The organism is Arthrobacter sp. 01T428 (genome assembly GCF_056398685.1).
On record NZ_JBFTPW010000008.1, the window covers coordinates 177,040 to 195,087 of the forward strand.

General features: G+C 64.3%; 17 protein-coding genes. 11 read left to right on the plus strand and 6 right to left on the minus strand.

Annotation, left to right across the window (positions count from 1 at the left end):
* Positions 1-41 precede the first annotated feature (41 nt).
* From AC1DJB_RS11585 to AC1DJB_RS11605, 5 genes are all read left to right on the plus strand, one after another.
* Positions 42-1,061, plus strand: coding sequence for a branched-chain amino acid ABC transporter permease (locus tag AC1DJB_RS11585; protein ID WP_059387973.1), 1,020 nt, complete (start codon positions 42-44; stop codon positions 1,059-1,061).
* Positions 1,058-2,257 (plus strand): branched-chain amino acid ABC transporter permease, encoded by a 1,200-nt coding sequence (locus AC1DJB_RS11590; RefSeq protein ID WP_476910270.1) that lies wholly within the window; start codon positions 1,058-1,060, stop codon positions 2,255-2,257. Before AC1DJB_RS11585 ends, AC1DJB_RS11590 begins: the two co-directional genes overlap by 4 nt.
* The gene (locus AC1DJB_RS11595; protein WP_059387972.1) at positions 2,254-3,141 is read left to right on the plus strand and encodes an ABC transporter ATP-binding protein; all 888 of its coding nucleotides are present in this window, start codon (positions 2,254-2,256) and stop codon (positions 3,139-3,141) included. The genes AC1DJB_RS11590 and AC1DJB_RS11595 overlap by 4 nt, the downstream gene beginning before the upstream one ends.
* Positions 3,128-3,841 (plus strand): ABC transporter ATP-binding protein, encoded by a 714-nt coding sequence (locus AC1DJB_RS11600; protein ID WP_284990397.1) that lies wholly within the window; start codon positions 3,128-3,130, stop codon positions 3,839-3,841. The genes AC1DJB_RS11595 and AC1DJB_RS11600 overlap by 14 nt, the downstream gene beginning before the upstream one ends.
* Before the next feature lie 132 nt (positions 3,842-3,973).
* Positions 3,974-4,876, plus strand: coding sequence for a Bax inhibitor-1/YccA family protein (locus AC1DJB_RS11605; protein ID WP_284990398.1), 903 nt, complete (start codon positions 3,974-3,976; stop codon positions 4,874-4,876).
* A 73-nt stretch (positions 4,877-4,949) separates the two neighbouring features.
* On the opposite strand, the gene AC1DJB_RS11610 is transcribed toward AC1DJB_RS11605, so the two are convergent.
* The 3 genes from AC1DJB_RS11610 to galT are packed head-to-tail and all read right to left on the minus strand — an operon-like array spanning position 4,950 to position 8,541.
* Entirely contained in the window at positions 4,950-6,188 is a 1,239-nt protein-coding gene (locus AC1DJB_RS11610) for an acetyl-CoA C-acetyltransferase (RefSeq protein WP_284990399.1), read from the minus strand.
* Positions 6,189-6,241: 53 nt separating this feature from the next.
* Positions 6,242-7,411 carry a galactokinase gene (gene galK, locus AC1DJB_RS11615; RefSeq protein WP_332601536.1) on the minus strand — a complete coding sequence of 390 codons (1,170 nt, stop codon included), beginning with the start codon at positions 7,409-7,411 and terminating at the stop codon, positions 6,242-6,244.
* A complete protein-coding gene (gene galT, locus AC1DJB_RS11620) occupies positions 7,408-8,541 on the minus strand; it encodes a galactose-1-phosphate uridylyltransferase (RefSeq protein WP_284990401.1) in 1,134 nt (377 codons plus the stop codon). The genes galK and galT overlap by 4 nt, the downstream gene beginning before the upstream one ends.
* Positions 8,542-8,643: 102 nt before the next feature.
* On the opposite strand from galT, the gene AC1DJB_RS11625 reads away from it, so the two are divergent.
* Genes AC1DJB_RS11625 through ilvA form a run of 3 tightly spaced genes read left to right on the plus strand, consistent with a single transcriptional unit; the run spans position 8,644 to position 12,203 of the window.
* A complete protein-coding gene (locus AC1DJB_RS11625; protein ID WP_306961152.1) occupies positions 8,644-9,594 on the plus strand; it encodes an aldose 1-epimerase family protein in 951 nt (316 codons plus the stop codon).
* A 41-nt stretch (positions 9,595-9,635) separates the two neighbouring features.
* A complete protein-coding gene (locus tag AC1DJB_RS11630; RefSeq protein ID WP_284990403.1) occupies positions 9,636-10,961 on the plus strand; it encodes an AI-2E family transporter in 1,326 nt (441 codons plus the stop codon).
* Between the two features lie 3 nt (positions 10,962-10,964).
* Complete coding sequence (gene ilvA, locus AC1DJB_RS11635; RefSeq protein WP_284990405.1) at positions 10,965-12,203, plus strand: threonine ammonia-lyase; 1,239 nt, start codon at positions 10,965-10,967, stop codon at positions 12,201-12,203.
* 148 nt (positions 12,204-12,351) lie between these two features.
* Here ilvA and greA read toward each other — a convergent pair whose 3' ends face one another.
* Together greA and AC1DJB_RS11645 are read right to left on the minus strand one after the other, a co-directional pair.
* On the minus strand, positions 12,352-12,846 hold the full coding sequence (gene greA, locus AC1DJB_RS11640) for a transcription elongation factor GreA (RefSeq protein ID WP_184736437.1): 495 nt from the start codon (positions 12,844-12,846) through the stop codon (positions 12,352-12,354).
* 153 nt (positions 12,847-12,999) lie between these two features.
* Entirely contained in the window at positions 13,000-13,458 is a 459-nt protein-coding gene (locus AC1DJB_RS11645; protein WP_476910271.1) for a DUF4307 domain-containing protein, read from the minus strand.
* Positions 13,459-13,585: 127 nt separating this feature from the next.
* Here AC1DJB_RS11645 and mca point away from each other — a divergent pair, with 127 nt between their 5' ends.
* The 3 genes from mca (at position 13,586) to AC1DJB_RS11660 (ending at position 17,172) form a co-directional block, all read left to right on the plus strand.
* Complete coding sequence (gene mca / locus AC1DJB_RS11650; RefSeq protein ID WP_441433667.1) at positions 13,586-14,491, plus strand: mycothiol conjugate amidase Mca; 906 nt, start codon at positions 13,586-13,588, stop codon at positions 14,489-14,491.
* A gap of 70 nt (positions 14,492-14,561) precedes the next feature.
* On the plus strand, positions 14,562-14,966 hold the full coding sequence (locus AC1DJB_RS11655) for a hypothetical protein (RefSeq protein WP_441433668.1): 405 nt from the start codon (positions 14,562-14,564) through the stop codon (positions 14,964-14,966).
* On the plus strand, positions 14,944-17,172 hold the full coding sequence (locus tag AC1DJB_RS11660; RefSeq protein ID WP_441433669.1) for a thioredoxin domain-containing protein: 2,229 nt from the start codon (positions 14,944-14,946) through the stop codon (positions 17,170-17,172). The genes AC1DJB_RS11655 and AC1DJB_RS11660 overlap by 23 nt, the downstream gene beginning before the upstream one ends.
* A gap of 14 nt (positions 17,173-17,186) precedes the next feature.
* Here AC1DJB_RS11660 and trhA read toward each other — a convergent pair whose 3' ends face one another.
* On the minus strand, positions 17,187-17,828 hold the full coding sequence (trhA, locus tag AC1DJB_RS11665) for a PAQR family membrane homeostasis protein TrhA (RefSeq protein WP_307052656.1): 642 nt from the start codon (positions 17,826-17,828) through the stop codon (positions 17,187-17,189).
* Between the last annotated feature and the right edge of the window lie 220 nt (positions 17,829-18,048).

An 18,048-nucleotide genomic window follows, 5' to 3' on the forward strand; every position in this document is an offset into this window, starting at 1 on the left:
GCCGACCCCCAGCATTTCTTTTGATTACATCAGGAAGTGCCATGATCAGTGAAGTAATTCCCAACCTGCTCCACTCGGTTCCAATGGACGATACGTGGATCACCTTCGACGTAAACTCCTTTACCGAAAATTTCTGGAGTTCAACCTTTGACGGGTTGACCTTCGGGGCAATTTACGCGTTGGTAGCCCTCGGCTATACCCTCGTCTACGGCGTTCTCAACCTCATCAACTTTGCCCACTCCGAAGTGTTCATCACGGGCTGTTACGGGGTGTTCTTTACCCTCAGCGCGCTGAATTTCGGGCCCTCTGCTCCGAGGCTGGCCTTTTGGGCCATCGTGGGAAATCTTGTCCTCGCCCTCGTTGTCGCCATCATCGCCTCAGCCTTGATGGCAGTGATCGTGGAACGGGTGGCCTATAAACCTTTGCGGCAGCGCAAGGCGCCCCGCCTGGCATTCTTGATTACCGCCATCGGTGTTTCCTTCGCCATTCAGTACACCATCTACTGGTGGCGCGGACCGAGCCCGGAGGCTGCGCTGACGATGTTCAGGCCGCTCCCGATTTTCGACGTCTTCGGGACGATCGTCGATTCGCAGCAGGTGGTGATCGTGGTCGCAGCGATTATCCTCATGATCGCCACCGACCAGTTCATCAGGCGGTCCCGGACCGGCCGGGGCATCCGTGCCGTTGCGCAGGACCCGGATACCGCAACTTTGATGGGTGTCAACAAGGAAAAGATCATCGTGACCACCTTCATCATCGGAGGGATCCTGGCCGGCGCAGCCGCCTTGTTCTACGTGATGAAAATCCCGTCCGGCGTGCAATACAACGGCGGATTCATCCTCGGCGTCAAGGCCTTCGCGGCCGCTGTCCTCGGAGGCATCGGCAATGTGCGCGGCGCTTTGCTGGGCGGCCTGCTGATCGGTTTGATCGGCAACTACGGCCAGGTGCTCCTGGGCAGTTCCCAATGGACCGACGTGGTCGCGTTCGTGGTCCTGGTGTTGGTATTGATTGTGCGACCCGAAGGTGTCTTGGGTAGCTCGCTAGGAAAGAGTAAGGCATGAGCACAACAGACGGCCCCACACTTATTCCCGATGATGCTTCGGCACAGGAAATTGCGGACCGCGAAGCCAAAATGCGGCGCCGCAAAGGCTGGTTCCCGGGACTCAGCGACAAATGGAACGCGCTCCCGCGCCAAACCCAATGGCTGATCCTCATCGTCGTCGTAGTCATTGCGTACTTGCTCCCCATCCTCAACCCGCCGTTGATCACGACGGAACCCGGCAACAATTGGCAAATCGCGCTCGCGCAAATGTCTGTTTATGCCCTGGTGGCTGTGGGCTTGAACGTGGTGGTCGGCTATGCGGGCCTCCTCGACTTGGGCTATGTGGCATTTTTCGCCCTGGGTTCCTACACGGCGGCAATGTTTACCAGCCCGGATTCGCCGTATGTGCACATTCCCTACTTGTGGACGCTCCCGCTGGCGATGGCAGTCGCCATGTTCTTCGGAGTGGTCCTCGGTGTGCCTACGCTTCGCCTTCGCGGCGACTACCTGGCTATCGTCACGCTCGGCTTCGGTGAAATCGTGCGCATTTTGGCCACGATTATTCCGGCGATGAAAGGCCAGGTTGGCTTCCAGAACGTTGGCCACCCTCCGGGAACGGATTCGAGCGGGCAAACAATTTTCCAGAACTCGAACGGAACCCCGTGGTACTGGCTGACGCTGTCCATCATCATCGTGGTGCTTTTGGCCGCGGGAAACCTGGAGCGCAGCCGCGTGGGACGCGCCTGGATTGCCATCCGCGAGGATGAAGATGCCGCGGAAATCATGGGCGTCCCGACCTTCAGGTACAAGGTGTGGGCTTTTGCCATCGGCGCTTCCGTTGGCGGGCTCTCGGGTGCCTTGTTTGCCGGGCAAGTGGGCTTTGTGAACAACCAGAAGTTCGATATCGCCACGTCCATCCTGTTCGTCGCTGCCGTTGTCATGGGCGGCACGGGAAACAAGGTCGGTGCGATTCTCGGCGGTGCGTTGGTGGCATATATTCCACTCCGTTTCACCGCGATTGCCGAGTTCAAGTATCTGATCTTTGGCGCGGCGCTGGTGGTCATCATGATCTTCCGCCCCGGTGGCCTTCTGCCCGCACGCCAAAGCCTCCTCGCCTACGGCCGCCTGGCGTACAACAAACTCAAGGGTGCCATGGGCGACATTCCTGCTTCGGGCAAAGTCGTTCTGGAACCGGGAAAGGGGGCTGACAAATGAGTGAAGCGATCGAACCGGATATTGATGTAGAGGCACTCAAGGAACAGGGTGTGGACCTCGAAGTCGCCGAGAAGGTGGCCCCTGAGAGGGACATCGTCACCAAAGTGGGCGAAGCCTTGGTGCAGGTCCAAGACCTCACCATCAAATTCGGCGGCCTGACGGCCCTGGACAATGTCACGTTTGATATCAACAGAGGCGAAATCCTCGGTCTCATCGGCCCCAACGGTGCCGGTAAGACCACTTGTTTCAATGCCATGACGGGTGTCTATAAGCCGACGTCCGGAAAGGTCCTGCTCGAAGGACAATTGCTCAACGGACTGCCGCAGCACCGGATCACCAGGCGTGGCCTGGCGAGGACCTTCCAGAACATCCGCCTTTTTGGTGAGATGACCGCTTTGGAAAACGTGGTTGTCGGCCTCGATGCACGCCACCGCACGAGTGTCGGCGGAGCGCTCTTCCGTCTGCCCACCCATGTCCGGGAAGAGAAAACCGCCATTGAACGCGGCATGGCATTGCTTGAGTTCGTGGGCATCGCCGATCATGCCCACTTCTTGTCACGGCACTTGCCTTACGGTTACCAGCGCCGCCTGGAAATCGCGCGCGCACTTGCGACTGATCCCAAAGTCCTGTGCTTGGACGAGCCCGCAGCAGGGTTCAATCCGGCGGAAAAAGAAGAGCTCATGGCCCTGATCCGGACCATTCGTGACGACGGCTACACGGTCCTGCTCATTGAGCACGACATGAAGTTGGTCATGGGGGTGACCGACCGGATCGTGGTCCTTGAGTTCGGGAAAAAGATCGCGGATGCGGTGCCGAAGATTATCCGCGATGACCCGAAAGTTATTTCCGCCTATCTCGGGGAGCCTGAAGATGACCTTGCTTGAGCTGAAGAACATATCCGTCCACTATGGCCGGATCCAAGCCATTTCCGACATGTCATTCAGCGTGGAGGAAGGCGAAATCGTCTCGCTCATCGGGGCAAATGGTGCCGGCAAGACCACCACCATGAGGACCATCTCCGGATTGCTGGCTCCGTCGGCCGGCTCCATCACGTTCGCCGGCAAGGACATCACCCGGATGAAAGCGCACATCCGAGTCGTCCAGGGCATTTCGCAGGCGCCTGAGGGACGGGGAATTTTCCCCGGCATGACGGTGGAGGAGAACCTTGACATGGGTTCCTACGGCCGCAAGGACCGGACCAAGGTTGCAGACGATTTGGAGCGAGTCTTCGACCTGTTTCCGCGGTTGAAGGAACGTATCAAGCAGTTTGGCGGCACCATGAGCGGTGGCGAACAACAGATGCTCGCGATTGGCCGGGCCCTGATGTCCAACCCCAAGCTGTTGCTCCTGGATGAACCTTCCATGGGGCTGGCTCCGCAGTTCATCCGCCAGATCTTCAAGATTGTCACCGAGATCAACAACCAGGGCACCACGGTGCTTCTGGTGGAGCAAAACGCCAACCAGGCCCTGGCCCGTGCACACCGTGCTTTTGTCCTGGAAACCGGGTCAATTACGCACAGGGGCACCGGCAAGGAACTGCTCGCCAACCCGGCGGTCAAGGAAGCGTACCTCGGCGTCGGATAGCCCCGTGTGCCGGCACCCTCGCAACGCGGAGGGTGCCGGCATCGGCGGCGGTGGAACTTTCGGTGCGGACCAAGCGTGGGAATTGGTAGCGTGAACTATCACTTCGCACCCACAGCAAGAAGGACATCCACCATGGCACTCGGCGGCAACCCGATCTTCAACGGAAAGAATTTCCGTGGAGCCACACAGGCTCCGCCCGTTCCCAGCTACACCCACGGCCAGCCCCAATACGGCCAGCCCCAGTATGGCCAGCCCCAGTACGGCCAGCCTGCCTGGGCGGCACAGCCGCCCATGACGAGCGATCAGCTGCAGGAGATGTACAACCAGCCCGCAGCCGGTCCGGCCGAGACCGGCCGTATGACTTTCGACGACGTCATCGTCAAGACTGCAGCGTGCCTTGCGGTGCTGCTGCTTGGCGCGGCGGGCACGTTGTTCGTTGCTCCGGGAACCGCAAATCTCCTGATGATTGTCGGCGCCTTGGGCGGCTTCGCGTTGGGCATGGTCAACTCCTTCAAGAAGCAGCCGTCCCCGGCACTGATCCTGACGTATGCCGGACTTGAGGGTCTGTTCCTCGGAGGCCTGACCCGCCTCCTGGACGGAATGTTCCCGGGCGTCGGCCTGCAAGCTGTCATTGGCACCCTTGCGGTGTTCGGCGTGACCTTGGCTCTCTTCAAGAGCGGCAAGGTGCGTGCCACCCCCAAGGCTGTTCGCTTCTTCATGATCGCCATGCTCGGCTACCTCGTCTTCGCAGTGATCAATATGGTCCTGGTGTGGACGGGCGCAGTCCAGTCGCCGTTCGGCCTGAGCAGCAGCGTGCACATCTTCGGCATCCCGTTGGGCGTTTTCATCGGCATCCTGGCTATCGGCCTGGCCGCGTTCTCACTGGTCATGGACTTCACGAGCATCGAACAGGGTGTCCGGCAGGGCGCTCCGGAGAAATACTCCTGGACGGCCGCTTTCGGCCTGACCGTGACGCTCGTGTGGCTGTACGTGGAGATCATCCGCCTGCTGGCGATCCTGCGCGGCGACGACTAAGCTCCCAGGATTTGTTGAGCGTAGTGCCCCTGAAGATCCGTCTTCAGGGGCACTACGTGTCTTTCCGGTGCGGTTAGGACAGACGCTCGAAGACCACCGCCATGCCCTGCCCGCCACCGACACACAGGGTCGCCAGTCCCAAGGTGCAGTCCCGTTCCCGGAGGCCATTGAGCAAAGTGGTGGTCATCCGGGCGCCTGTCATGCCAAAGGGATGGCCAAGGGCGATGGCTCCGCCGTGGACGTTAAGTTTCTCCGGATCGATGCCGAGTTCGCGGGCGCTCGCTACCACCTGGACGGCGAAGGCTTCGTTGAGTTCCACGAGGTCAATGTCCGCCATGCTCAGCCCCGCCAGTGCCAAGGCCCGGCGCGACGACTCCACGGGACCCATGCCCATGAGTTCCGGGGAAAGGGCGCTGACTCCCGTCGAGACGATGCGTGCCAGCGGCTCGAGGCCAAGCTCCCGGGCCCGGAAATCGCTCATGACCACCACGGCGGCGGCGCCATCGTTGAGCGGGCAGGCATTCCCGGCGGTCACGGTCCCTTCCTTGCGGAAGACCGGCTCCAAGGCGCTGACCGCTTCAAGGGTGACGCCGGCGCGAGGTGAATCGTCGCGCTCGACGACGGTCCCGTCTTTGCGGGTGTACGGCGTGATCTCGCGGGCGTAGAAACCGGAGGAGATGGCCGCCTCGGCACGGTTCTGGCTCTGGACCGCCCACAGATCCTGCTCGGCCCGGCTGATTCCGTGGCTCGTGGCGACGTTTTCCGCGGTCTGTCCCATCGCGATGTAGACGTCCGGCATCCGTCCTCCCATGCGGGGATCCGTCCACGGGGTGTTGGACGCGGCCCGGGCGGCCGTACGGGCGCGCGCGGCTTCAAACAGGGGGTTGTGCACGCTGGTGTCGGTTTCCCCTGCCCCGACCCAGTTCTGGTAGCGGGACACCGATTCGACCCCCGCCGAGACGAAGGCGTGGCCTTCTCCGGAGCTGATGGCGTGGAAGGCCATCCGCAGAGTTTGCAGGCTCGAGGCGCAGAAGCGGTTGATCGTGGCCGCGGGGACGGTGTCCAGGCCGGCCAGGACGGTCACCACCCTGGCCATGTTCGAGCCGGCCTCGCCGCTGGGCTCGGCGCAGCCAAGGTAGAGGTCATCGAGCCCGCGGCCGTCTAGTGCCCCTGGATCGAAAGCCGGAATCTTCGCCAGCGCGGCAGTCACCATGGCCGCCGCGAGGTCGTCGGGACGTTCGTCCTTGAGTGACCCTTTGAAGGCCCGTCCAATGGGGCTTCTGGCGGTGGAAACGATGACGGCCTCAGTCATGCCCCCAGCTTACGCCGGGGCCGGCCCGCCGAAAGGCGGCGGATGCACGGACCTCAGGCGAGTCGTGTGGCCCCGGCGGCCGGGGTCACGGTGAAGATGTCCGGCGTCGTGAAACCGGCCGCCGCGAAGGCGCGTACGACGGCGTCGCGCACCTCCTGCTCGTGGCCCACCGGGGTGAGGGCGATGGCCGAGCCGCCGAAGCCGCCGCCCGTCATCCGGGCGCCGATGGCACCGTGGGCTCGGGAGGTTTCCACCGCGAGATCCAGTTCCGGACAGGAGATCTCGAAGTCATCGCGCATGGACGCATGGCTCGCATCCAGGAGCCTGCCGATGTGGGCGGGGCCCTCCGTGGTGAGGCGTTCCACGGTCTGCAGCACGCGGTCGTTTTCCGTGACGATGTGACGCACCCGCCGGAAAGTGATGCTGTCCAGGAGGCCGCTGGCTTCCTCCAAGTCGCCGATGCCGACGTCGCGCAGGGCCGGGACCCCCAGTACCTGGGCCCCGAGTTCGCAGGAAGCACGACGCGAGGCATAACCGCCGTCGGCATGTGAATGGGAGACCTTGGTGTCGATGACCAGCAGAACGAGTCCGGCCTCCTGGGCGTCGAAGGGGACTAGTTGCACGCTCTGGTCGCGGCAGTCCAGGAAGACCGCATGGCCCTTTGACCCGCGAAGCGACGCCGACTGGTCCATGATTCCGGTAGGGGCGCCCACGAAGTCGTTCTCGGCCCTCTGCGTTGCGAGGACCATGTCTTCGGCGCCCAGTCCCGCGCCCGTTAGCTCGTTGAGGGCGGAGATGACGGCGCATTCGATGGCGTGCGAGGAGGACAGTCCCGCGCCCAGCGGGACATCCGAATCCATGAGGAGGTCGAAGCCCGGGACAAGGACGCCGCGCTGTTGCAAGGCCCAGGCGACGCCGAGCGGATACTTCGTCCAGCCTTTGGCCGCTTCGGGAACCAACGCGTCGACGTCGGCTTCGACGAGGCCTTGCCCGCCGAAGGTAGACAACAGCCGGACGCGTGAGTCATGGCGGATCCGGACTGCAACCTTCGCGGTCTTGTCGATGGCGAAAGGCAACACGAAACCTTCGTTGTAATCGGTGTGCTCGCCGATCAGGTTCACGCGTCCCGGTGCCTGCCACACGCCGTCGGGGGCTGAACCGAAAGTCGACTCGAAAAGCCCGGAGAGGGCGCCCACGGCGGGGGCGTCGGGAGTGGAGGTCATGCTGGGGCCCCTTCCGGAATAGCGCGCTGGGAATCGCTGGCGACGGCGCGCAGCCGTTCGGCCACCGATTCGGGCGTGGTGTCGTTGATGAAGGCTCCCATGGCGGCCTCGGAACCGGCAAGGTACTTGAGCTTGTCGGCAGCACGGCGTGGGGAGGTGAGTTGCAGGTGCAGGTGGCCGGACGGTCTCAAGGCGGGGTCCAGGGGTGCCTGGTGCCAAGCGGAAATGTACGGTGTGGGAGTCGGATACAGGGCGTCCATGCGCTTGAGCAATTCAAGGTAGACGTGGGCCAGTTCGTCGCGTTCTTCGCCGCTCAAAGCGGCGAGGTCGGGAACTTGCCGATGGGGGACGAGATGCACCTCCAGCGGCCAGCGGGCGGCGAACGGCACGTAGGCGCTGAAGTGCTCGGCTTCGAGCACCATGCGGCTCCCGTCCTGGCGTTCGGCCTTGAGGATCGAGGACGTGAGCGATTCCCGGCCCTTGGAGTCGTCGAAGTACCGGCCGGCGGCGGCGCCAAGGCTGGCCGCCCGCGGCGTGACGTAGGGGTAGGCGTAGATCTGTCCGTGCGGGTGGTGAAGGGTTACCCCGATGTCAGCGCCCCGGTTTTCGAACGGGAACACCTGCTGGATTCCGGGAAGGGCGCTGAGCGCCTCAGTCCTGTGCGCCCAGGCTTCGACGACCGTGCGTGCCCTGGTTTCGCCAAGCTCGGCAAAGGATCCGGTGTGGCTGGGCGTGAATGAGACAACTTCGCAGCGGCCGTATGCAGGGCCGGAGGTTCCCCAAGCGGGCATGCCCGGGATCATGCCGACCGCCGGCCCCAGTGAGGGGAAGCGGTTCTCGAACACCACGACGTCGTAGTCCGGCGCCGGGATTTCGGAAGGGTTCGCGGGGGTGGTGGGGCAGATGGGACATTGGTCTGCCGGTGGCAGGTGGGTGCGGCTTTGGCGGTGTGCCGCCACGGCGACCCATTCGCCGCTCAGCGCGTCGTAGCGCAACTCGCCCGGATCGGCGCGCTGCGGCAGCTCACGGTGATCCGTCAGCGAGCCGGGATCGCGCTCCGGCGAGCCGGCGTCGTCGAAATAGATCAGCTCCCGGCCATCGGCGAGGCGTGTGCTGGTAAGGCGAGTCATGGATTTATGGTGCCACAGAGTGCTCAAAAAGGCAAAATATCTAACAAAAAAGAACATTGAGGGTGAAGCCAAGCAACACATGGGATGCAGTACGGTGGTGCCATGCCTCCCACAACACCGTCTTCGACACCGGGCGAAGAGACCGTATCCCGCCGCTTTGCCAGCGGACGCCAATTCGAGATCCGCCGCGGTGACGCACTCGCCGTCGTCACCGAGCTCGCCGCGGGCTTGCGGTTGTTCAGCCGCGACGGCGTCCAGCTCACCGAGAGCTACGGCGACGCGCAACTTCCGCCCGGGGCCACCGGAATTACCCTCGCCCCGTGGGCCAACCGGATCGAGGACGGGATCTGGTACCTCGACGGCAAAAAGCAGCAACTGGACATCACGGAGGTGTCCCGCAACAACGCCAGCCACGGGCTCCTGCGCAACTCGTCCTACGCCCTCGTGGCGGAAGACGAATTCTCCGTGACCCTCGAAGCCGTGATCTTCCCACAGCACGGCTACCCCTTCCTGGCCCGGCATCAGGTCCACTACGAGATCGACGCCGGGCTGGCGCTTCGGGTCTCCCAGAGTTTCATCAATGATTCGGCGGCCCCCGCGCCCTTCGTCCTCGGGGCGCACCCGTATTTGCGTGTAGGGGACGTTCCGCCGGAAGAGATGGTCCTGACTGTCCACGCCGGTACGCGGCTCGTGGCCGACGAGCGGCTGATCCCGCGTAGTTCGGTGCCTGTCGACGGTGATTTTGATTTTGGCGCCGGCCGGAGTGTGGGTGGCCTGGATGTCGACGTGGCGTTCACGGATTTGGAGTTCGACGGCGGCATCGCCCGCCAAACGCTGTCGGCGCCGGATGGCCGAAGCGTCTCCTTGGAGCAGGACGAAAACTGCGCCTACGTCCACATCTTCGTCACGGATACTTTTCCGGGCCGCTCGAAAGCGGTGGCGATTGAGCCCATGACCGGTCCGGCGAACGCGTTCAACTCGGGCGACGGCCTCCGGTGGCTCGAACCGGGGGAGACCTTCACTATGAGGTGGGGAATCGTGGGCGCGCTGTAGATGGGTTTCCTATCGGGCGCTCCCTGCGGAATTATGGGTGAATGACGCCAGCACAGGACGCCACGCCATCGAGTGAGCCCGTTTCGGCCGCGCCCAGGCAGGTGTCGGAGCATCACATTGCGCAGGACATCCCGTACGGAGTCCGGATTGCTGCCGCGTGGGCATGGCGGGTGGGCCTCATATTGGTGGTCGTTGGAGCCCTTATTTGGCTGTTGGGGAAGGTCAGCTTCCTGATCATCCCGCTCATGGTCGCCTCCCTCCTGGCAGGCTTGCTCTACCCGGTCACGGGGTGGCTCAGGAAGCTCAAGATGCCCCAAGGAGCGGCCGTTGCCATCACAGTGGTGGGGTTTCTCGGGGTCATCGCGGGAGCCCTGGCGTTGGTGGGACGGCAACTCGCTGTGGGATTCGGCGAGCTGTGGCAGGAAGCGCTCACGGGCATCCAGCAAATCCAGGCCTGGCTCGCTGACGGCCCGCTGCACCTGACCGCGGACCAGATCGACACCTACATCCAGAGCGCCACCTCGGCCCTGCAGAACAACAGCAGCAGCATCCTCAGCGGTGCCCTGTCCTTCGGTAGTACCGCCGGGCATTTTGCCGCGGGCATGGTCCTGGCCCTCTTCATCCTAATCTTTTTCCTCCTCGAGGGGTCCAGGATCTGGCGGTTCATCGTCGGGCTCCTGCCCCGGACCGCACGCGCAGCGGCCTATGGCGCGGGCCGGCGCGGTTGGTCGTCCATGGTCAGCTACGTGCGCATCCAGATGTTCGTTGCGTTCGTGGACGCGGTGGGGATCGGCGTCGGCGCAGCGATTATCCAGGTTCCCCTCGCCCTGCCCCTGGGTGTGTTGGTGTTCATCGGCTCGTTCATCCCGGTGGTCGGCGCCCTCGTGACGGGAGCCATCGCGGTGCTCCTGGCCTTGGTGGCGAATGGTCCCGTCAACGCGCTCGTCATGTTGGCCATCGTCCTGTTCGTGCAGCAGCTTGAAAGCCATATCCTCCAGCCGCTCATCATGGGCAAGGCCGTATCGCTGCACCCGGTCGCCGTCATCTTGTCGGTCGCCGCCGGTTCCTACCTGGCCGGAATCCCGGGAGCGCTCTTTGCCGTCCCGCTCCTCGCCGTAGCAAATACGGCGGTTCGCTATATTGCAGCGCGGACGTGGGAACATGATGAAGGACTGATGACGGCGTACGCCGGCGCAGGGATTGCACCACCGGACTCCGATGAGGAACCCACCATCAAGGAAATCCACGGTCCCGGCGCCAACGCGGGCGCACGGTCCAACAGCGGCGAAGGCGCCGCAGGTCAGCACGCGGCTGCGGAACGGACATTCGCCAAGGATGCCGCACAGCACACCAACAAAGGAGATTAACCCGTGAATACCCTCGATACCCTGCCCGTCACCCTGGACGATGTCCTTAAGGCGCAGGAGCTGCTCGAGGGCATTATTACCAAGACCCCCATCGAGTCCTCACGGGCCCTGGGAGCGATGGTAGGCGGAGAGGTCTTCTTCAAATGCGAGAACCTCCAGCGGGCAGGTTCCTTCAAGGTCCGCGGTGCCTACGTGCGGATGGCACGCCTGTCTCCCGAGGAAAAGAAGCGCGGCGTGGTGGCGGCTTCGGCAGGCAACCACGCGCAAGGCGTTGCGGTGGCGGCGAAAAGCCTCGGAATCAAGGCACGCATCTACATGCCGCTCGGTGTGGCGCTTCCGAAGCTTGCCGCAACCCGCAGCCACGGAGCCGAAGTCGTCCTGCACGGACACAACGTGGATGAGGCCCTGGCCGAGGCGCAGCGCTACGCGAACGAAACTGGCGCGGTCTTCGTCCACCCCTTCGACAACGTCGACGTCGTGGCGGGCCAGGGCACCGTCGGGCTTGAAATCCTGGATCAGGTCCCTAACGTCGACACGGTCCTGATGGGCGTCGGTGGCGGTGGCCTGCTGGCCGGAGTCGCCGTCGCGATCAAAGCGAGGGCCAGGGAGCTGGGACGCGAGATCCGGATCATCGGCGTGCAGGCCGAGAACGCGGCCGCCTACCCGCCGTCGCTCGCCGCTGACGCCTTGGTGCCGCTCAAGAAGGTTTCCACCATGGCGGACGGCATCGCCGTCGGACGCCCCGGCCAGCTGCCGTTCAGCATCATCCGCGAACTCGTGGACGACGTCGTGACGGTGAGCGAAGACTCTTTGGCCCGGGCCCTCATCTTCCTGCTGGAGCGCGCCAAGATGGTGGTCGAGCCGGCCGGTGCTGTCGGCGTCGCAGCCCTCATGGACGGCAAGATCGAGAACCCGGGGACCACCGCCGTCATCCTGTCCGGCGGCAACATCGACCCCATGCTGATGCTCAAGGTGATCCAGCGCGGCCTCTCGGCTGCGGGGCGCTACATGACCGTGCGCATGATGCTGGATGACCGTCCCGGTTCCTTGGCGACCATTGCCCGCATCATCGCCGAAAACGATGCCAACGTGACCGGCCTGGACCACACCCGGGTGGGCGGCGCGATCAGCATGGGCGACGTCTCCATCACCGTCAACCTGGAAACCAAGGGCCACGAACACAGCGAGCAGGTCCTGGCAGCCCTTCGAGCCGAGGGCTTCCACCCGATCGTGGTGCACTGACGCCGTAGCCCACCCCAACTGACTCGCAGTTGTTGTCGTTATGAGCCCTCAAAACGACAACAACTGCGAGCTAGTTGGGGGGAACGCAAAGCAAAACGCTGGCCCGCCCCGGGAAGGGGTGGGCCGGCGTCGTTGTTTCGCGGAATAATCAGCCGGCGAACGGCTTGGCGGAAACAATCTCCACCGGAATTTCCTTGCCGTTGGGGGCGACGTAGCTGATCTTGTCGCCTTCCTTGTGGCCCATGATCGCCACGCCGAGCGGGGACTTCTCGCTGAAGACGTTGAGATCGGAATCACCGGCGATTTCACGGGATCCGAGCAGGAAGGTCTCTTCGTCACCGGCGATGCGTGCGACGACGAGCATGCCGGGCTCGACGATTCCATCATCGGCCGGAGCTTCGCCCACCTGGGCGTCGCGCAGGAGCACGGTCAGCTGGCGGATGCGGGCCTCGATCTTGCCCTGCTCTTCCTTGGCGGCATGGTATCCACCGTTTTCCTTGAGGTCGCCTTCCTGACGGGCGGCTTCGATCTTCTGTACGATCTCCGCACGGCCAGGGCCGGAAAGGTGGTCCAGCTCTGCCTTCAGGCGGTCAAATGCGTCCTGGGTAAGCCAAGCTGCAGGCGCGCTGTTGGTGGTCGACACGGACTTCTCCTTATGGATCTGACAAGCAAAGACCCCGCCGGTGCAGGCCACTCGTGGAACTCAGCAACCAACTCAGCGGGGTTAAGGTATTGATCCAGTGTAGTCAATCCTGTGGACAAACCCAAGCTCACTGAGTCGCGGGTCACACCGTTGCTATTTGCTGCCATCGACAATCCAGCAGTTGTCCACGACGGCGGACACGGCCTCGGACTCCGTGCGAAGGATGGCCCTTTGGGCGGTTGTCTGGCCACCGTCGGCCCCTGCCTTCGGGGCATTCGGGCCGATCTCAACGACTTTCCAGCCGACCACCGCGAACTTGGAATCCATGGCCTTGACCGCGCATTTTGCGGTGGCATCCGGGTTCTTTGTGACCTGGAAATCGACCGACAGCTGAGTGGCATCAGTGGCGCTGTAACCGATGTCCTTGAAAGACACAGACGATTGCGAGGAAGACATAGTGACCCAAAACAAGAGCCCGATGACCATGAGGAGGACGGCGATGACGATGTTCCGTTTGGTTTTCCCTCCGAAGGCGCGCTTTTGGCTGCCGTAGCGATTGGCTAGGCTGGTAGTTGCTGGCAGCGCCGTGCCCGATGGGTCTTCCGAAGTCACCCACCCAGTTTAGTGGGCTTCCGGCGCCTCTTCGCCCACAGCGGAGTCGCACGCGTTAGAAAGACCTGATCAGTACAGCCACCAGCAAACCCAGAACAGCATGACCCGGAAAGAGGAACCGTACCGGATGAGCACATCCACCAGCCCCGACACGCAGCTCCGGCTGCTCGCCGTCCACGCACACCCGGACGACGAGTCAAGCAAGGGCGCGGCAACCATGGCGATGTATGCGGCTTCCGGCGTGGAGGTCATGGTGGCTACCTGCACCGACGGTTCCCGCGGGGACATCCAGAACCCGGCCATGGAGTCCGCCCCGCACCCGAAGCGCGACATGGCAGGCGCGCGCCGTTTGGAAATGAAGCAAGCTGCCGCGGTCCTCGGAATCAAGCAGCGTTGGTTGGGCTTCGTGGATTCCGGACTGCCCGACGGCGATCCGTTGCCACCCCTGCCCGCCGGCTGCTTTGCGCTTCAGCCCCTTGAGCGGGCCTCGGCACCGCTCGTCCGCTTGGTCCGCGACTTCAAGCCGCACGTCATGGTGAGCTACGACGAAAACGGCGGCTACCCGCATCCTGACCACATCATGGCCCACAAGGTTGCCGTCGAAGCCTTCCACGCAGCCGGTGACCCGGAACGCTACCCTGGGACAGGCGATAGCTGGGCGCCCAGCAAGCTGTACTACGACCGCGCCTTCAGCCCCGACCGCTTCCGGGCCTTGCATTTCGCGCTCGAAGAGGCGGGCCTGCAATCGCCCTACGCCGAACGCCTGGCCTCCTGGCTTGAAGCCGACGCGGAAGGACATACTCCGCCGAGGCCTATGCACCAGACCACCACGCAAGTGGATTGCGGTGACTACTTTGAGGCCCGTGACGACGCACTCAGGGCGCATCGGACGCAGATTGACCCCCTCGGCTTCTTCTTCGCGGTATCCCCGGAGATGCAGCGCAGGGCCTGGCCGTGGGAGGACTACACGCTGGTCCACTCCGTGATCCCGGCCGAACTGCCGGAAAAGGACCTGTTCGCAGGGCTAAGATAGGATCGCCGGCGATTTCTATCAAGCGTAGAAGTCGCCACCCGGCTGGAAACTCCCATAGAAGGTTTGAACCGTGCACCACTTTCTCATCGCCCTGGCCACGACCCCGTCGCCTACCCCGACCCCGTCGCTGCGCCCCGGCTTGTCGGAAGACCAGGTGACCCCGGGAACCTGGGGATTCGTCCTGACTGCCTTCATCGTGGTGCTCACGACCTTCCTGATCGTCGACATGGTCCGCCGGATCCGGCGGGTCCGCTACCGCGCCCAGGTTGAAGAAGCCCTGGTCGGGGGTCCCGACGCGGCTGAGGCGGACGGTTCCGGGACTGACGGTTCCGTGACCGGCTCTGGGACCGGCACTGCTGAGACCGGCGGCGCTGCGACCGGCGCTGGGACCGGCACTGCTGAGACCGGCGGCGCTGTTGCGGGCAAGCCGCGCGCAGAAGACTCCGACGGCGATGCCGGCTCCGGAGCCCGCTGACCCGGGCATCACCCGGGAATGGCCGGGGGCGTCCAACGCCCTCGGCTCGGAACCGTCCGCCTATCTCCGCCAGCATGCGGACAATCCGGTGTACTGGCGGCCGTTCGGCGACGAGGCCTTTGCATTCGCGGCGGCCCGCGATGTTCCCGTCTTTCTCTCCATCGGCTATGCCGCGTGCCACTGGTGCCACGTCATGGCCCACGAGTCATTCGAAGACAAGGACACCGCCGAGTATCTGAACGCCCACTTCGTGGCCATCAAGGTGGACCGCGAAGAACGCCCCGACGTGGACTCGATCTACATGGCAGCCACGCAGGCCATCAGCGGCGAGGGCGGCTGGCCGATGTCCGTGTTCCTGACGCCCGACGGCTTGGCCTTCCATGCAGGCACCTATTTCCCGCCGAAGCCACAACCCGGAAGGCCGTCCTTCCGCCAGGTGCTTGAAGCGGTCCATGAGGCTTGGCTGGAACGCCGAGACGCCGTCGAGCAAAACGCGCGAGGGCTCGCCGTCGGCATGGCCGATGCCCAGCTCGCCTCAGCCGTGTTCCTCGACAGGCCGTCCGAAAGCCTGGACAGAAGCCTGTTATCGGAAGCCGTGCGTCTTCTCGCCCGTTCGGAGGACCCCGACGGCGGTGGCTTCGGCGGCGCTCCCAAGTTCCCGCCGTCGGCCGTTCTTGAGTTCCTGATCCGGCACGCTGCCGTACCGTCGGATACCTCGGACGCCGCCCGCGACATGGCGGGCCGCACGCTCGCCGCCATGGCCCGTTCCGCACTGTGCGACCAGCTCGACGGCGGCTTCGCCCGGTATTCCGTGACCGCGGATTGGGCCGTGCCGCATTTCGAGAAGATGCTCTACGACAATGCCCAGCTCCTCCGTGCCTACGTCCACTGGGTCCGGCTTCGGGGCGACTGGGTCTTGCCGGCCGGCGAGGCCGCAAGTGTGGCGTCGCGGGTGGCGGACTGGATGCTCGGCTCGCTCGGCGTGGGTGATCCCGCGGCGCCGGACGGACTCGCTTCCTCGCTCGACGCCGATACCGTGGTGGACGGAGTGCATCACGAAGGGGCGTCCTACCTGTGGACTCCTGCGAGCCTCGAAGCCGTGCTTGGCCCCGGGGACGGCGCCGCAGTGGCCCGGCTCATGAACGTGGGGCCGTCCGGGACGGTCTCGGAACTCGGATCTCCGCTCCATCCCGGGCGCCAGCTCTCCGGTGCGGAATCGCGGTTGTGGAACCGAGTCAGGCCCGCCTTGCGCGCCGCGCGCTCGGCGCGGCCCCAACCGGCCCGGGACGACAAGGTCGTGGCGGGCTGGAACGGCCTGGCCATCGCGGCGCTTGCCGAAGCCGGCGCTGTCCTGGACAGGCCTGAACTGGTGACCGCCGCGGAAAGCGTGGCCGAGTACCTGGTGCGCGCGCACTGGCGTCCGGCCGCCGGCACCTCAAAGCCCGGGGCGAGGGTGCTGATGAGGGTCTCGCACGACGGCGTTGCGCGCGGCATCAGCGGCTTGTTGGAAGACTACGCATTTTGCGCCGAAGGCTTCCTGGCCCTCTACGCGGTGACTGGCCAGCAGCGCTGGTACCGGTTCGCGGAGGAGCTGATCAGCGGAGCCTGCGCGCGATTCGTGGTGGACGGCAGGTTGTCGGACTCCGTAGGGGAGTCGGCCCAGGTATTCAACGCGCAGGGCCAGCACGCGGGCCTGGACCCCTTCGACAACGCGGCGCCCAGCGGGGCAGCTGCGTTTGCCGGAGTGTTGCTGAGCTACGCGGCCTACTCCGGTTCGCACGAGCACAGGGCCATGGCGAGCAACATCCTCTCGCTCCTGCCGCCCATAGCCGGGCGGGCTCCACGGGTAGCGGGATGGTTGCTTGCGACCGCCGAGGCAGCCGCGGTTGGTCCCGTAGAGGCCGCAGTATCCGGCCCACCAGGCGCCAAACAACGGGAACTCCACCGCGCGCTGTTGGCCTCGCCGAGCCCGGGGATGGTGGTTGCGGTCCAGCTCCGTGTGGCCGGCGAACAAGCGCCCGACGACGGCGCCCTGCCCGGGGCCCGGGCAGCGGAACCTGAGGTGCCGCTGCTCGAAGCCCGTACGGCTGCCGCGGACGGCTCACCGCTGGTGTATCTATGCCGGGGGATGGTGTGTGACCTGCCGCTTGGATCGGTCGAGGAACTCGCGCAGCGCCTCGACGCGATGGCGGAAGCCGCCGGCTAGCCCAGGATCGCCAATTAACTCAGCACGGCAATCATGATCGCGGCGAAATGTGCGGCGAACGCCAGCACGGTGAGGGCGTGGAAGAGCTCGTGGAAGCCGAAGTTCAACGGACTGAAGTTGGGCCTCTTGATTCCGTAGAAAACCGCGCCCGCGATGTAGAGGACCCCGCCCACGCAGATCAGGATCGCCGCTGGAACGTTCGCCGTGAAGAACTCCGGCAGGTAGAACAATGCCCCGCAGCCCAGCGCGACGTAGATGGGCACGTAGAGCCAACGTGGAGCGCCGGTCCAGAGAACCCGGAAAAGCACTCCCAGCAGTGCACCGGACCAGATCACCCACAGCAGGAGGACGGCCTTGGGACGCTCCAGCAGCGACCATGCGAGGGGCGTGTAGCTGCCCGCGATCACCAGCATGATGTTGGTGTGGTCCAGGCGCTTGAGGACCATCCTGGTCTTCGGCTCCCAATTGCCGCGGTGGTAGACCGCGGACACGCCGAAGAGCAGCACACCCGTCAAGGCGTAGATGGCGGAGGCGATTTTGCGATCCGTCGTTGGCGCCAATGTCACCAGGACGATCCCTGCCGCGACGGCGAAAGGCGTGGCCACAGCATGGATCCAGCCGCGCCACCTCGGCTTGGTTGTGAGCAGCTCCGACATCGTTAAAGCGTAACCCGCGCCTGGATAAGTTACTGCCGAGTAGCGCCCTTTGCGATCGCTTTCCGCTGTTCAGGTGTGCCGGCTGCCCGCCTTGGGAAGGTAGCCTTGGTGGTGCGCCTACGGCAGCGGTCCGGAGGTGTCGATAGTTGTTTGGCTGGGGGCCGGCTGCCAAGCGGACCGGCCGCCGTCGTCGTTTGTTTCGCTTTTAACGTGCTGTTCA